11 protein-coding genes are annotated in these 15,663 nt (G+C 49.6%); 5 read left to right on the top strand and 6 right to left on the bottom strand.

The annotated features are described in order from the left end of the window. Window positions 1-3: 3 nt before the first annotated feature. Both ABD796_RS27650 and ABD796_RS27645 read right to left on the bottom strand, forming a co-directional pair. Window positions 4-1,044, bottom strand: coding sequence for an NADH:flavin oxidoreductase (locus ABD796_RS27650; protein ID WP_344914412.1), 1,041 nt, complete (start codon window positions 1,042-1,044; stop codon window positions 4-6). Between the two features lie 175 nt (window positions 1,045-1,219). After that, on the bottom strand, window positions 1,220-1,801 hold the full coding sequence (locus ABD796_RS27645; RefSeq protein WP_344914410.1) for a TetR/AcrR family transcriptional regulator: 582 nt from the start codon (window positions 1,799-1,801) through the stop codon (window positions 1,220-1,222). A gap of 192 nt (window positions 1,802-1,993) precedes the next feature. Here ABD796_RS27645 and ABD796_RS27640 point away from each other — a divergent pair, with 192 nt between their 5' ends. Both ABD796_RS27640 and ABD796_RS27635 read left to right on the top strand, forming a co-directional pair. Then, window positions 1,994-5,131, top strand: coding sequence for a hybrid sensor histidine kinase/response regulator (locus tag ABD796_RS27640; RefSeq protein ID WP_344914408.1), 3,138 nt, complete (start codon window positions 1,994-1,996; stop codon window positions 5,129-5,131). 88 nt (window positions 5,132-5,219) lie between these two features. After that, entirely contained in the window at window positions 5,220-6,353 is a 1,134-nt protein-coding gene (locus ABD796_RS27635) for a hypothetical protein (RefSeq protein WP_344914406.1), read from the top strand. A gap of 4 nt (window positions 6,354-6,357) precedes the next feature. On the opposite strand, the gene ABD796_RS27630 is transcribed toward ABD796_RS27635, so the two are convergent. From ABD796_RS27630 to ABD796_RS27620, 3 genes are all read right to left on the bottom strand, one after another. Continuing rightward, entirely contained in the window at window positions 6,358-8,325 is a 1,968-nt protein-coding gene (locus tag ABD796_RS27630) for a helix-turn-helix domain-containing protein (protein ID WP_344914404.1), read from the bottom strand. Window positions 8,326-8,538: 213 nt separating this feature from the next. Continuing rightward, window positions 8,539-10,089, bottom strand: a complete 1,551-nt coding sequence (locus ABD796_RS27625) for a right-handed parallel beta-helix repeat-containing protein (RefSeq protein ID WP_344914402.1) — start codon at window positions 10,087-10,089, stop codon at window positions 8,539-8,541. A 256-nt stretch (window positions 10,090-10,345) separates the two neighbouring features. Next, window positions 10,346-11,128 carry a helix-turn-helix transcriptional regulator gene (locus tag ABD796_RS27620; protein WP_344914400.1) on the bottom strand — a complete coding sequence of 261 codons (783 nt, stop codon included), beginning with the start codon at window positions 11,126-11,128 and terminating at the stop codon, window positions 10,346-10,348. 233 nt (window positions 11,129-11,361) lie between these two features. On the opposite strand from ABD796_RS27620, the gene ABD796_RS27615 reads away from it, so the two are divergent. Beyond that, entirely contained in the window at window positions 11,362-12,696 is a 1,335-nt protein-coding gene (locus tag ABD796_RS27615) for an ABC transporter substrate-binding protein (protein ID WP_344914398.1), read from the top strand. 54 nt (window positions 12,697-12,750) lie between these two features. Next, entirely contained in the window at window positions 12,751-13,524 is a 774-nt protein-coding gene (locus tag ABD796_RS27610; protein WP_344914396.1) for a LamG-like jellyroll fold domain-containing protein, read from the top strand. 104 nt (window positions 13,525-13,628) lie between these two features. Here the strand turns inward: ABD796_RS27610 and ABD796_RS27605 are convergent, their stop codons facing one another. Continuing rightward, entirely contained in the window at window positions 13,629-14,621 is a 993-nt protein-coding gene (locus ABD796_RS27605) for a Gfo/Idh/MocA family protein (protein ID WP_344914394.1), read from the bottom strand. 138 nt (window positions 14,622-14,759) lie between these two features. On the opposite strand from ABD796_RS27605, the gene ABD796_RS27600 reads away from it, so the two are divergent. Then, window positions 14,760-15,647, top strand: a complete 888-nt coding sequence (locus ABD796_RS27600; protein WP_344914392.1) for an AraC family transcriptional regulator — start codon at window positions 14,760-14,762, stop codon at window positions 15,645-15,647. Window positions 15,648-15,663 lie beyond the last annotated feature (16 nt).

The following is a 15,663-nucleotide window of genomic DNA, read 5'->3' as shown; positions in this document are numbered from 1 at the left end:
GGCTTAATATAGAGTCTTAACAGCCTCCGGTGTGAAGGGGATCAATTCGGCAATGCGCCCTTCTCGGATTTTAGCGGCCCAGGCTGGGTCGACCAGCAAGGCCCGGCCTACGGAGACCAGATCAAATTCTTTGTGCTCCAATTTCTCGATTAACTTATCAATGTTGGCATGCTCAGCTCCTTTACCTTCGGACCAGAGGCTGGTAAAATCACTGTCTAGACCGACAGATCCAACCGTAATCGTCGGTTTCCCTGTCAGTTTTTTGGTCCAGCCGGCCAGGTTCAGGTCGGAGCCTTCGAATTCAGGTTCCCAGAAGCGGCGAGTGGAGCAGTGGAAGATATCAACCCCCGCAGCGACCAGCGGCGCCAAAAATTGCTCAAGCTGTTCCGGGTTGGCAGCCAGTTTTGCTGTATAGTCGCTACTCTTCCATTGGGAGAACCGCAACACGATAGGGAAGTCCGGCCCGACTGCACGACGGCAAGCTTCGATGACCTCCACGGCGAAGTTGGTGCGCTTCAGCATGTCGCCGCCATAGCGGTCGGTACGGGAGTTTGTTTTTTCCCAGAAAAATTGGTCGATCAAATAGCCGTGCGCACCGTGAAGCTCAATGCCGTCAAACCCAATATGCTTGGCATTTGCCGCTCCCTGTGCGAAAGCTTGGACGATGTCCGCAATTTCCGATTCGGTATATTCGCCGACATGGCCTCTTGCCCCCATGTGCCAAATCTGCGGGATGATGCGTCCGCCGGCTGCGTGGACCTCGGCCACAACGTTGGCCCAGCCCTGTAGTGCCGCTTCCCCATAGATGTGCGGGACGTTGGCTTGATTGGAGGCATCCGGGTGATCGACCACCGTGCCTTCGGTCACGATCAAGCCCACACCGTTCTCGGCTCTGCGGCGGTAATAGGCGGCTACATCCGCACCAGGGATTCCGTCCGGTGAAAACGCCCGGGTCATCGGCGCCATCACGATACGGTTGGCCAGCTTCAAATTCCCGATTGTGAATGGTTCGAATAAGGCTTGAACAGTTTGAGTATGATTCATAAGAAGTACCTCCCAAGATGAGTAATGGATATGCTGAATTCGGATTATTTTTGGTTTAAGTTTCATTACACTTATTATTGCCTTTGCACCACCTCCTTCATGAGATCTTTCTTATCCTTATTTTTCAATAAGCACTTCATTATTGACTGTGTAGTCAAGAACTTTTCAAAAAAAATTACGGCTCCATCATTGCGAAAGAAGTACGCAAGATCATGGCGATCCGTTCCTGGGATGCACCTGATTTCTCCAGGATCTTTGCGCCAAGCAGAGCATTATTCAGACAAGCGGCAAGCTCATGGCTGCTGAAACGGGTCGTAATCTGCTTCTGCTCCTGACCGCTACGAATGATCTCTTCCAGCAGTTGTTCAACGCGGGAGAACATCAACTCGATCTCGCGGCTTACCTCCTCGTCTTCGGTTCCAAACTCCAATATGGAATTCACCATGAAGCATCCGCAGTCAACCGTGTCGTCGTCTGGACGCAGCATGGCTTCGCGGACGGTCTGCAACTTCTGTAAGGGAGATAGCTCCTGGGAGACCCTTTCTTCCAAGGACGCTAAACTCAGTTCGCGATAACGCGTCAATGTCTTCAAGAACAAGGCTCGCTTATCTTTAAAGACACCATAAAAGCTTTGCTTCTTAACCTTAGTCGTACGGGTCAGATCCTCAAAGGAGGTAGACTTAAAGCCCTTGGTCCAGAATACTTCCATGGACTGATGCAGGGCACGATCGATATCAAATTCTCTTGGTCTGCTCATGGGAACCATCATAGCAGTTCTTGACCGTGCAGTCAATATCTCCGGCGGGGCCTTGAATCAGACTGGTGAGTACCAGAAACTCCCCATGCCAGTTTATTCCGTTTAATCTAACACCATTTAGCAGAGATGGCTGTATAATAGACATAAGGAAATCTCGCTCATAGAAGAAACCGATTAGGAGAGGAATACTTCTTGGCAGATCAGTCACCCAAATACCAATTGAATTTGAGGCATATTCTATTATTGCTAGGATTATTCATTGTTATTTTATCCGGGTCCCGCCTTTGGTGGATGGACATGTTTCAGGGTCATAAACTGGAGCCGATCAAAAATGGACAAGTCGATTTGCGAAATTGGAATGCAGAAGACGGGGATGTTGTTTCACTTGATGGGGAATGGGAGTTTTATCCCTCGCAAAGGCTGATCGGTAGCAAGCAGCAGCAAGAATTAGGCGAGATGGAGCCAACTCTTATTCAAGTTCCGGGAAGATGGAATGAAGCTTTGCATGCCGGGAAGCCGACTCCATACGGATTTGGTTCTTATCGCTTGCGACTTTATGTAAATCCGGAAAAGGAACTTAATTATAGTATTCGGGTCCCCAGCGTACGCACTTCCTCAGAAGTATATGTGAATGGCCGATTGCTTGCTAAATCCGGGCGGGTGGCGGAAACAGAGGATGCCTACATAGCGAAGAACCTGCCTTACTCTACCAGCTTTACGGCAGATGAAAATGGTGTAATCGAACTGGTCATTCAGGCAGCCAATTATGTGGATAGTCGAAGTAGCGGCATTGTTCGATCCATAAAATTTGGTTCAGAAGAAGCGATTGCAAAGAACACGAAGGTGTCCATTTCTATGCAGCTTCTGGCAGCCATTATATTTTTTATACATGCTGCCTATTCGTTGATTTTGTTTTTATTGGGAAATAAGGAGAAGAAGCTGCTTTATTTTTCTTTGCTCACTTTCTGTATGACACTGAGTAATGTATTAAGCAGTGATGAGAAGTTGTTCCATCAAATATTTTATATCGGCCATGTTTGGGATTATCGGCTGGCGAATATTACTCTCCTGATTGGGATCCAAGCTTTGTTGGAATGCATCAATCATCGCGAACTTCGTTATTGGAACCGGATTTATCCTGTGTATAAAGGAATCAATTTGGGGATTGCCGGTATTACGTTGTTTTTAAATCCGTATCAGGTGACGATGCTCTTCCCGGTTTATTATTTACTCGGTGGAATTGCCGGAGTCATCACGATGATTACGATCTTTAACAAAGTACTGAAGGATATAAAGGGCAATCTTTTGCTGTTGTTTTCGATCCTTGCGGCGATTCATCATTTTATTTGGTTGCTGTTCTGGCGGGAAAGCGGATTTAGTCTAGTCTACTATCCGTTTGATCTCATTATTTCGATGGGTTGTTTAGCCTCAGTATGGTTTAAAGATTATTTCATCATGCATGCGAACACGAAAGAGCTTGCGACAACTTTGCAACGAATGAATGACCATAAAGACCAGTTTCTGGCCAACACTTCGCATGAATTTAAAAATCCGCTTCATAGCATTCTTAATATGTCACAATCCGTGTTAAAACGGGAACGACATTTGTTGCAGGATCGGAGTATCAAAGAGCTTGAAACGGTGTTATCGGTAGGACGACGAATGACATTGATATTAAACGATTTGATTGATGTGATGAGTTTACGGGAAGGCAATCCGCGCATACAGAAAAAAGTCATCTATGTACAACCCATTGTGACCGGAGTACTTGATATCCTGCAATTAAACGCCGAAGTGAAGTCTATACAAATAACGAATCAAATTCCTGAAGATTTTCCTCCCGTCAATGCAGATGAGAACCGGGTTGTTCAAATCGTTTTCAATTTACTTCATAATGCTGTGAAATATACGAATGACGGGGGCATTTCGATTCAAGCATTTGTAAAGGACGGACGAGCTCATATCGTTATTGCCGATACAGGGATCGGAATGGATGAGAATATGCTTAAGCGCCTATTCCGCCCGTACGAGCAAGCCAGTACAAGTGAGACCTTGATTGAAGGCGGCTTTGGGCTGGGCTTGAGTATAAGCAAGCAACTCGTTGAGCTTCATGGGGGTGCATTAGAGGTGTCTTCCGCTTTGGGGGAAGGCTCTACATTCACCTTTTCATTAAAGCTAGCAGGCTTCGACGTGGTGGAAGAGCATGAGGCGAGGGGCGAATTTGAACCGATATCCATACCATCGATGCCGATCCCCCCAAATATGACAATAAACACGGAAAAGGCAGATATCTCGCTGGCTGCAAAACCAACAACTTTATTAGAAATGAATCGTGACCGTCCGCTCCTATTAATTGTTGATGATGATCCCGTCAATCTTCAAGTGCTCGAAGCCATTTTGCCACCAGACGAATATGATATAACCATGGTAACGAGCGGCATGGAAGCGTTGGCTGTACTGGACGTAAAGGAATGGGATCTGGTCATCTCCGATATTATGATGCCGCTGATGTCCGGGTACGAGCTGACACGAAAAATACGAGAACGGTTTACACTTACAGAGCTCCCGGTTTTGCTTCTTACGGCAAGAAGCCGACCGGAAGATATTCAGAATGGTTTTCTAGCGGGAGCTAACGATTATGTGACGAAACCGGTGGAAGCGATAGAAATCAAATCGCGGATAGAGGCGCTAACGACGATAAAACAATCCGTTCGGGAACAACTGCGATTAGAAGCGGCATGGCTGCAAGCGCAAATCCAGCCTCATTTTATATTTAATGCGTTGAATGCCGTAAAAGCTTTAAGTGAAATCAATTTGGATACGATGCGTAATTTGCTGGATGAGTTCAGTGTTTATTTGCGGAACAAATTTAAATTTCAAAACATGGATGCTCTTGTTCCGATCGAAGAAGAGCTGCGGCTAGTGCGCGCTTATCTATATATTGAAAAGGCTCGATTTGAAGAAAGGTTACGGGTGATTTGGGAAATAGATGGCTGCGAGGACGTCCAGGTCCCCTTTCTTACGATCCAGCCTCTCGTTGAAAATGCGATAAAACATGGCATCATGAAGCGCAATCGCGGAGGAACGATTTTGATTCGGATTTCTCTCTATGAGACGCATGCAGAGATAACAGTCGAAGACGATGGGGCCGGAATAGACGAGGATCAATTGCAGCGAATTTTAGAAAGAAATGCGGATAGTCGTTCAGGCGTCGGATTGATCAATACGGATCAGCGATTAAAACGGCACTTCGGAACAGGACTTTCTATTAAAAGTACATTAGGTACAGGGACAAAGGTAACGTTTCATGTACATATAAAGGTTGAATAGCGGGGTAAAGGTATAAGCTAATGGGAAAAATTGCGTTGTGATCAAGGGGTATCCCAATTAAAGTAAGGAAGAGGAGGTGCGGGGAACGATGGGAAACCGGACGTTTTTGAGCGTGACTGCGGAGGCAGTAGAGGGGCAGTATGAAGATGTTGCCTTTGAGACGAACAACTTTCTCGCACCCTTGTGGTTCAGTTTCGTCACTCAGGAGCACTATCAATGTTACCGCGAGCGGCTGATGACAGCTTGGCATGCAGTTAAACCCCACCTGGAACATGAGGATCTTGAGGATTTACCCGAATGGGAAGCATTTGCGAAGGCATTAAATTGGCATATTCCATGGGGAGAGGCTGTTACGCAATTGCGCCAGAGCTTGCCTGTTACATTGGCACGTTTCCCGGCGCTTGGTCCTTATATGTTAGAATGGTTGGAAACTTTATTTACACACGTGCAAACGCATCAATCTCCTGTTATTCATCTGGAATTGGCTCAGTATTTTCATTTTTATACGGACCCCCATCAGTACTTGGAGCAGATCGAGCAATGCCTTCATCTGTGGTGGCGTCCAGACGAATTATGGTTTGAGCGCTGGAACGATACCATGAATCCGTATCAGTTGGGAGGCGAGCATTTACCAAAGAGAGAAGGGAATAGTGAAGACCAGAAAAAAGAAGAAGCCACGGTTACGCCGGAGCTAGAAGAAACGCGGCTTGCTAATTCGACATCTTCAAAAACTTCGAAACGGTTGGAAGGGTTATATTTCTGGCTGCTTGGTAGCCTATCGGCGGGACTTTTTTTAGGAACGTTGCTGTTAACCTCAAGCAAGGGTCTGGCCGTTCTAGCCTTCCTTCTTCCCGCTATTTGTATCGTTTTGTGGGAGCTGTTTATTCGCCCTAAGAAGATCCCCTCTACCAAGAAAGAAAGATCGGTTCCATCGCTTGTTACAAGCAAGATCACGTATTACGATGGAGCTTCGCCAATCAAACTTCAAGGCATCGAAGCCGTGAATTTGGATAAAAGCGGTTCTTTCACTGTACTTTGGCATCATATTCTGCGTGCTCAAGTTGGCCTGCCGAATCAAATCGTGCTTATACTCCATGCTGAATTTGAGAGTTTGTATCCGTCGCCAGCGGTTGTTAGGGTTGACGACGAATTAGCGGCCGGACATATCGCCTCTGCCGCTAATTCTATTGCCAGTCTTTCGCGGCTTGAGTCACATTACTAGTTCCTTACCGATTTTTCTCCACGAGCAGCTTCGTCATGATATCCAACTGATAGGACACACTGATCGGATCGGTGAGCAGGAATAGGTCGAAATCGATGTCGTATACATGGCCCTTGTGCACGGCCGCCGTGTTCGCCCATATTTTCTGATTTTTTTGCAGTGCCTCCTCGGCGCCTTTATTGGTGGCGATGAACAAATGATCGCCGATGTATTCCGGGATGACCTCGGCCGCTATTTCCCACACATCTCCCCGAATGACATCGGTCAGTACCTTTGCCTGCGGCTTGAGTCCGAGATACTTATAGATGACGTTTCCACCCATGTTCACATCGTTGTATATAAAAAACTGCTTCGCCCGCACGTTCAAAATCGAGAAGGTTTCGTCGGGTCCGATCACGGCGTTCACATTCTTCTTCGCCTGCGACACCTTGGCATGAAAGTCCGCCAGCCAAAGCTCGGCCTGCTCTTTTTTGCCCAAGATATCGGCAAACATCCGGAGCTCCTCGTCCATATCCTTGGCATGGTTCGGAATAACGACAGTAGGCGCAATTTTGCAGAAAGCCGCATAGCCGCCCCCTTCTCGCCACGCTTCCGTCAAAATAATCAAATCCGGCTCAAGCATAGCCAGCTTTTCCAGACTGAGCGGGAAGTTTCCCAAATCCTGAATGCCGGTCGTATCAAAAAAGCCGGTTTTAAGCGGATAACTCGCACTGCCGATCGGTTTGACGCCCAGCGCCATAAGCTGCCCCACCTTCAGATCAGTCACAACACGCTTTGGCTGAACCGGGATTTCCGTCTCTCCGTCGATATGCTTATACAATCGCGTCGTTTTTAATGCTCCCGCATCGGCTGCCCCGCTTTCTGCGTTCTTGGCGGTGGTTGAGGGCGTCGTTGACGCCTCTCCCGCCGTCTGCGGATTTGCTGCAGACTGGCAAGCGCCCAGCAATAACGAGATGCCGAGCAGGAGGGACGCAGCCATGGATGGGGTTTTTGCAAGTAACATGAATAAGTTCTCTCCCTCTTCTAATTGATAATGGTTATCGTTATCAATATTAGTATAGAGGGTGTGACCAAGCTGATCCATGTCAAATCCGGCACGGTTTAATGGAGAATCCGGTACTGCCGGCTCCTCTTTCGGTTGAGCAAATTGCTTACGGAATTGCAAAGGCGAATACCCGGTATGCTTCTTGAACATGCGGCTAAAATAAAAGGCGTCGGGATACCCGATTTTGGCGGCAATATCTTTCAAGCCCGTATTGCTGCCCAGCAGCCATTGCTCTGCATGCTTCATGCGGATGCGGATCAGATAGTGAATCGGACTCATTCCGGTTTCCCGCTTGAACAAACGGGACAAATGCGTAATGCTGCAGTTAAACATGGCCGCCAGCACGTCCATTGCGATAGGCTCCTGGTAATGATCCTGCAAATGGCGGATGGTCAGCTGGACCAGATCCGGTTGGCTTCCCGTTCTCGCCCGCTCCTCCAACATCCTTATCAATTCAAAAATGAACTGGTGAAACGTTGCTTTCACGCGCAGTTTGTCCATCGGCTGCGACTGTCGCCAATGCGAAATCATATCGGTCAAATATACTTGCAACAGCGAGGTTTGGGAGAGCGAGCAGCTGTACAACGCATCGAACGGCTTGTTCTCCGCATACAAGCGCTGCAGACTAAGGCTGTGGGGGTGGCTAAGCGAAGCCTTGTAGAAAATCAAATAATAGGCAAACAAATCCCCTTCCGGCGTGAGTGCAAGCTTCGTTCCCTTGCCTCCGTGCAGCAGTTGGTGCCGTTTGACTTTATAGATAGCCGTTCCCCAATGGACGGATGCCTGTCCGCTGACCGCATACAAAAAAGCGCTGGCCGGCAGCCGGTATTCCGGGGGAGACTCTTCCCCTTGGAGCGTTATGTACCGGATATCCAATAGCCGGATCGAAGCGTGACTCCACAGTAACGCGTGTTCATTCCAGTCCATCCTGATCTTCCTCTTCGACTCTTTTTCCAAGTGTCCTGATTATAATAAAGCCTGCTTTTGTCCGTGTTGTCAACGTAAGATTTATAGAGGTGCGGATGGCGGTCCATTCGTTTTTCTTGATCGCCGGATTGGGCTGGATTGCTTGATCAAGTCCCTTTAACAAAAACGGGGTTAACCAGACTATACTGGCTAACCCCATGTCAACGCTTTATACTAAAAGCCAATATTATTCGCAATGACGTGACTCGGGTCCGTCAAGCCCCGAACAGCCCCTGCACCGTTGCCCGATACCCGATTCCCGGTTACAAGATTGGAGCGTATACTCGGATCTGCATCAATACCGTATAAAGCATGATTGATGATCAGATTGGTAGTAAACGCTCCATCGTGTCCTCCGCCCGTGAGGCCGGAACCTCCGCAATCCCGAATGACGCAGCCCGTCACTTGCAGATGCTGCACCGTCGTCAGCTGTGCAGCAATGCCTGAGCCTACAGCTTGATGAATCGTAAGCTGATCCAGTGTGATCCTCTTGCTGATGCCCGGTATAAACGAAAAGGCATGTGCAGGAGCGTCGGAAATGGTCGTGCGCGTTACGACGACATCGCTTGAGCCTTGAAAGGTGACGCCCCCTCCGAGGACGAAGCTGTTTGCAATTACAGCATGAGTGACGTTGCAGAACTCAATCAACTTGCAGGTCACCTGGTCCATGACGATGTAGTCGATCGGCTCCGGACTTGCCGTTACGCCAAACCGGACTTCGTCAAAACGGCAGCCTCGGAATGCAATATGGCGCGTTGTTGCACCGCCTCGGGTCAAGACGATGGCAGAGTGCCTGATGTTTCCTTGGGACACACAGTTGATCAACTGTATATGTTCGCAGACGGTTCCATTCCGAATATCCGCCGCGAAGCCGCGGCCGGCATTGTTCAAAAACTGGCAGTTCTCGAAGACGACGTGGCGAACATGGTCCGCTGCGTTATCGGGTTCAATATCGACCCCTGCTTCCGGCAGCGCTCCATTCGTATTTTGGAAGACGCAGCCGTTGATGTACAAATTATTGGCAGATACGATGCTCATGCCCTGCCGCCGGTTATTGTCGCATACACAATTGACGATCGTACCCGAGGATGCTCGGACATAAAATCCATCCCCCCAGCAATCCCGGATATTCACCCCTTGGACAAATACTTGCTGGCTGCGCTGTATATGGATGCCCATCCCCCATTCCCCGGTCGTCCCGGTATGGGTATACCGCTCCCCGATCAACGTTCCGCCAATCACGCTTGCGCGAACACAGTCGAAGATCGAAATAATCATATAAGTTCCTTGGTTGTTGGGCAGTGCTTGAAAGACTGCGCCCTGGTCAAGAACAAGCGACACGTTGCTCTTCAACTGCACACCGCCCGCTCCTGACCCCGGCGGACGTACCGCATCGATCAGATACGTTCCTTTCGGTACGTAGACCGTGCCTCCCCCAGCGCCAAAAACGGCTGCTATCGCTGCATTAATGGCCGCTGTGTCATTTGTATTGTCATCGCCGCGGGCCCCGTAGTCTTTCACACTGACCCGGTCACGCAATCGTTCGGCAACCGTTCGTTCGGTAAGACCAGTCGCATACTTATAATTGATTTCGTCCGCTTGCGATGGTCCGGTACCGTATACCATTTCCGTTACCGAGGAGGCTTGTACCCCCTGCAGCGATTTCCCCAATAGAGCGGAAGCTCCTACAACACCGATCGTTGCCAGCATTTTTCTACGATCCATATTCACCCTCCTGTTTGTCCTATTTTTGGAAGAGCTAAACCACATTCCAAAATTGAAAGCGTTTGCAATTCCGTGTTGAAAATAATACGCAGGCTACCTGTATTCCCGTCAACACTTCTTGTTTGAGATGTTCCGAATAACCCCCTTTCTATTCCGATTAGAGAATGCTGGGCGATTTCATTTCTTATTTTAGAAGTATCAGGCGTTCTTTTGATATAGAAGAATTTACGATTTTTATCACGATTTATTTGAACCCCTATTTCGGATTCAATTTCAGTGTATGGGTCGGGGGATAGCCCATCAATCGCTTATATCGTTGGGCAAAATAAGTTTGGTTGCAATACCCTAAAAATTCCGCGACTTCTTCCATCGACATATTTGAATTTAAAATAAGATCACGTGCAGCGGAAATCCGCACCTCATGCATAACATCCATGATCGATTTGCCTGTAGCCTGCTTGAAGGCGGAAGATACGTAGGCCGGAGAGCGATCAATCTTGTTGGCTATTTCTTGCAAGCGAATCGGCTCACGATAGTGTTGTACGATATAGTCTCGCACTTGCTGGACCAAATTTCGCTGAACGGGCGATAGTTGTTCATCCGCCAACTCGCCATGCAATAATCCGATCATTTCCATCACAATCCCTTTGGTCAATTGCATCCATCCCGGCGGTTTCCCGAGCCAGTATTCATGCAAAGTAACAAAGCGGCTCCGAATATAATGATATTTGCTCGTAAATTGGAAATGAGCAAATGTTTTGTCCAACAATGCGCCAAGATCAGCATGCTCCACATCCCGGAAATAAGTAATATACAGTTGATGGGGACCCGGGAAACGGAGCGATGTCCCTGTTCGTCTCGAGTCTTGAGGGATAAAGATACCGCTGCCTTCCTTCAACTCCACCGTCTCATCCCCGACTTGGTATAGAAATCCGCCTTTGACCACCAAGATAAAAATATGAAAAGGAATCAATGCCCACGGAGCCAACAATTGACCTTCGCCCTTCACCAGATGGGTTTTTACGTGATCAATCAGCAATGTGATCCTCCTCTTCTACTCGTATGAATCGATAAATGATGATAAAAATCGAAAGTTCTTCTATATCAAGCGCGGGCCAGCCCATCTAGAATGAAAGATGTAACCGGCTGCAAAATCCGTCCAGTTCATTATAAAGGAGGAAAAGATCGACGCAAACCAGAATATTTGGAAACGCTTTATAGAGATGTGCCAAACGAACGGATGTCATTTCCTCAAAAAGGCGGGCGAATCGCATGATGAATCACGAAAGTAAAAGCAGCAGGCGGAAGCTAAGAATGCTACTGCCAATCATGATGACTACATTGTTTCTCGGTGCTTGCAGTGAAAAAGCATCTATAGAAAAAGAAACGGCACCGAATGCCGACACGATTTCCAAGGAACCCGTAGAGCTGTCCATCTACTGGATGTACAATTCTTCATCCGAACAATTGTTTATGGAACAGTTTGGGAATAGTATCGTGAAAAAGTATCCGAACATTTCTTTCAAATGGGTCAGTGCAGCATCAGTCGGTTTCGATGCAGTGGTCACGAATAAAGAAAAAGTCGATATTTTTTATGGGAACATCAATAATGCCGCTGCGTTATCGGATGCAGGCTATTTAAGAGATATCACGCCACTAGCTAAGAAACAAAATTTCAACTTGGAGCAAGTGGAACCCAAGGCGTTAGACATGCTTGCCTCGGCAAACAATGGGGTTTTGCCGGGTTTGCCGTCTTATCTCAATTACCATGTACTTTACTACAATCGGGATATCTTTGATAAATTTGGTGTGGCTTACCCTAAAAACGGCATGACCTGGGATGAAACTTATGACCTGGCTCGTAAAGTAACCCGACTTGAAGGTGGAACACAGTACGTCGGATTTAGCCATCAATTTTTAAACGGCACCTTGATTCAACTCAATTCCTACGGTCAAGAAGTATTCGTTCCGAAAACCAATAAAGTAACAATCAACGAAGGGCAATGGCCCAATATACTGCGTACGTTCCAACGCTTCTTCGACATTCCGGGTCATGAATATTTGGTTGGTACAGGGACTGTTGACGCGTTTATCAAAGAGCAACGTCTAGCGATGAGGGTCGGTTTGGCCAGTTACGTATCCGATCCGACACAGCTTCCTCCCAATTGGGATGTGGTATCTTTGCCTGTGTTCTCTGATTTGCCGAAGGTGGGCTCCGGAATTGAACCGATTTACTTCTACCTGTCATCATTGAGCGAAAAACCGAATGAAGCATTTGCGGCTATGACAGCGATTTTATCGGAGGAGGGACAGCTGACTTTGCTGCGCAGAGGACAATTACCGGCTTTAAAAATGCCGAATATAGCAGAGAAGATGGCACAAGAGGTGCCTTCGTTAAAAGGAAAAAATGCAAGCGCGTTGACCTTCAACAATTTTCCGGCTGTGACATCGTTCACAAAGGAGGCGGCAGCCGTGCGTCCTCCTTTCACAGAAGCAATCACTGCGGTGATGACGGGAAAATCGGATGTCAATACTGCACTGCGGACTGCTCAAGAGAAGGCGGAGCGTACGATGGAAGAACGAAAAGCGGCGGGATTGGCTAAATAATGGAACCAGCACGAGGCAATCGAAGCGTTCGGTTTCAAGAGGAGTGACGATTCATTGAGTAACTTTCTTTATCAGGCGGCAGCCGATGCCGTACACACGTTCCCCAATTTAGTTTGCTTTTGGGATTTTCAAGAGCCTGCCGGAACGATACGTCAAGGGCAAGGCAAGTTCGCTTATCGCTTACAGGAAGCAAACCTCCCTGTTCCTACCGTAGCAGAAGGCGTTTTCGGACCTTATGCAGCCGATCTGTCGCCAGGCCGTTGGTTCCGCATTCCGCGCGCGGAATGTCCAGCCTTGCATTTTTCAGGAGAACACGCCGCGTTCACGATCGTGGCCTGGATTCGCTGGCGTTCGGAACAAAGTCAAGGCTGTCAAGCGGTCGCCGGCATTTGGAACGAAACAGCGAAACAAAGACAGTACTGCCTCTTCCTTGATTTGCGGATATGGGAAAGCAAGAAACAAGTTTGCGGACATGTTTCGGCTGAAGGAGGACCTACTCCGGGTTACCCATTTTGCATGACCAGTGCGATTGGTCAAACACCGGTCGATAGCGAATGGCACATGGTCAGCTTCACGTATGACGGCGAATATGCCCGCGTCTATCTGGACGATCGTCTCGATGAGCGGGAACAATGGAATCCCTTCCATTACCCTGACGGATTGTTTGACGGGGGTGAGGCGGGTGCCGATTTTACGGTAGGAGCCGTCGACCGTTCGGGAGAGATGGGGAATGACTACAATGGCTATCTGGGGGGATTGGCGATTTATGATGGCGCCCTGACAGAAGCTGAAATAACTGCTTTATATGAAATGACCATGAAAAAGTAAAATTTCAGTTCGACGAGTGTCCGTCCCGGCGTCGACGCGCAGTCATAAAAAACAGCCCGCAACGGAAAACCGTTGTCGGGCTGTTCCTATTCATTTGCGCCATCTTACAGCCTGACCAGCCGGCTGCCTTCTGCCGCGCTCTGCCACGCAGCCTCCGTCAGCCGGGCGATCGCCAAGCCGCAGCTTGCGGGCGCAGCCGCCTCGGTTACGCGGCCAAGCACGAGCTCGGCGAAATCCCGGCTCGGATCGCCGGACGGCGGGAACTCGCTTTCGTCTACTTCGGTGACGCGACGCTCGCCGTTTTTCGTCACGAAAATTTTATGGTTCCGATAAAGAATCGTTCCCTCTTCGCCATGAATGGACATATCCTCTTGCCAGTCGATGTTGGAGCTGCCAATGACGTTGAACGTCGCGATCGCGCCGCCTTTGAAGCGGACGGTGACCGCCGAGTCGATATCGACCTCGGCTCCGCGGTTGTCGATCATCGCCGTGACCGCTTCCGGCTCCAGACCGGTCGCCCACAGGACGACGTCGAGCAGGTGACTGCCGGAGTCATTCAACTGGCCGCCGCAGGAGAGCGCCGGATTTTGCCGCCAGGTTCCCTTCATAGGGATGAGCCAGTTCTGCGCCTGGTAGGCGCAAATGAAATTGACCTTGCCGATGCCGCCGCTGCGAACGACGTCGTGGATATACCGGTACGGGCCGGACAAGTGTCGCTGGTAGGCCACGGCCAGATGTTTGCCAAGTTTCTCGGCATGCGCGATCAGCCGCTCCGCATTGTCCGAGCCGGCGACGAACGGCTTCTCCATCAGCACGTGCAGCCCGCCGTCGAGACACGCCATCCCCTGCTCAAAGTGCAAGCTGTGCGGGGACACGATAATGGCCGCGTCTGCGTCGGCTTGGGCGATCGCCTCCCGGTAATCCGTGTACGCATCCGTCTCCGCAAGCTCCGGGAACCGCTTCCTCGTATCCACCACCGCCGCTTCGGACGGGTCCGCGAGCGCGACGATTTCCACTTCCGGAACCTGCAGCAGCCTGCGAATATGCTCCCTGCCCATACCGCCTACGCCGATCATGATGAATTTGACTTTATCCATGTCCGTTGCCTCCTTCTGGGCGCTTGTCCTATTTCGTGCTTCGTGCTACCCCTGAAGTATACAAAGTTCCGTCGGAATGGAATATACTATATCGAGACAACCTTCTTTAGATATCCGGACATGATGGAGGCGTCCCAGATGAGTTCGTTCATCCCCATTTCGAGCGATGTCAATTTGGATTTCATGCTAGGCAGTCTGACCATCCGCATCGTCAGGCTGATTCATGTTCTCCCGGATCCCGACTGGTATACGCCCGAGCATTTCCACACCGATTACGAGATTCACATCATCCCGTCCGGACGCGGCTATATCCGGATCGACGACGCCGAGCTGCTCGTGCAGGCAGGGCAATTTTTCATTACGGGCCCTTTTGTGAAGCACAGCCAGCGTTCCGATCCGGACGATCCGATGGCGGAATACTGCATCCATTGCGAAATAATTGAATCCGCCAACCGTCCCGAGGAGGCCTCGGCCAATCCGCTGCGGTCGATCCTTTCCGCCTTTCTTCCGCTCGTCTTCCAGGACACCCGCTCGATCGTACAGGATTTCGAATCCATCATGGCGGAAGACTCCATGCAGCCGGTCGGCTACGTGCACAAAATCCAGTCGCTCTTGATCGGCATCCTCGTGCACCTGGTCCGGATCGTCACCGAGCATCGGCCGCTTCCCGGTCCCGATGCCGGGCGCGGCTGCATGACCTCGAACGAGCAGCGGGTCGACCGCGTGCTGAACTACATCCATACGCAGTACCGGCAAACTATTCGTGCGTCCGACGCTTCCCGCATCCTGTTCCTGAGCGAGCGGCAGATGAACCGCATCCTGAAGCAGGCGCTCGGCCTGACGTTCCAGGAGTATCTCATCCAATACCGCGTGCGGATGGCCTGCCAATTCATGAAGGAGGGCGAGCTCTCGATTGGGGAGATCGCCGAACGCACCGGCTTCTCCAGCGTCAGCTATCTGTATCAGACGTTCAAGAGCCGCAAGCTCGACACCCCCGGCATGCTGCGCAAGCGCCTGAAACCGTAAGAAAGAAGGAGGACGG

The sequence above is a fragment of the Paenibacillus hodogayensis genome (assembly GCF_039536325.1).
Classification (GTDB): domain Bacteria; phylum Bacillota; class Bacilli; order Paenibacillales; family NBRC-103111; genus Paenibacillus_AB; species Paenibacillus_AB hodogayensis.
This window is presented reverse-complemented; position numbering and strand designations above follow the sequence as displayed.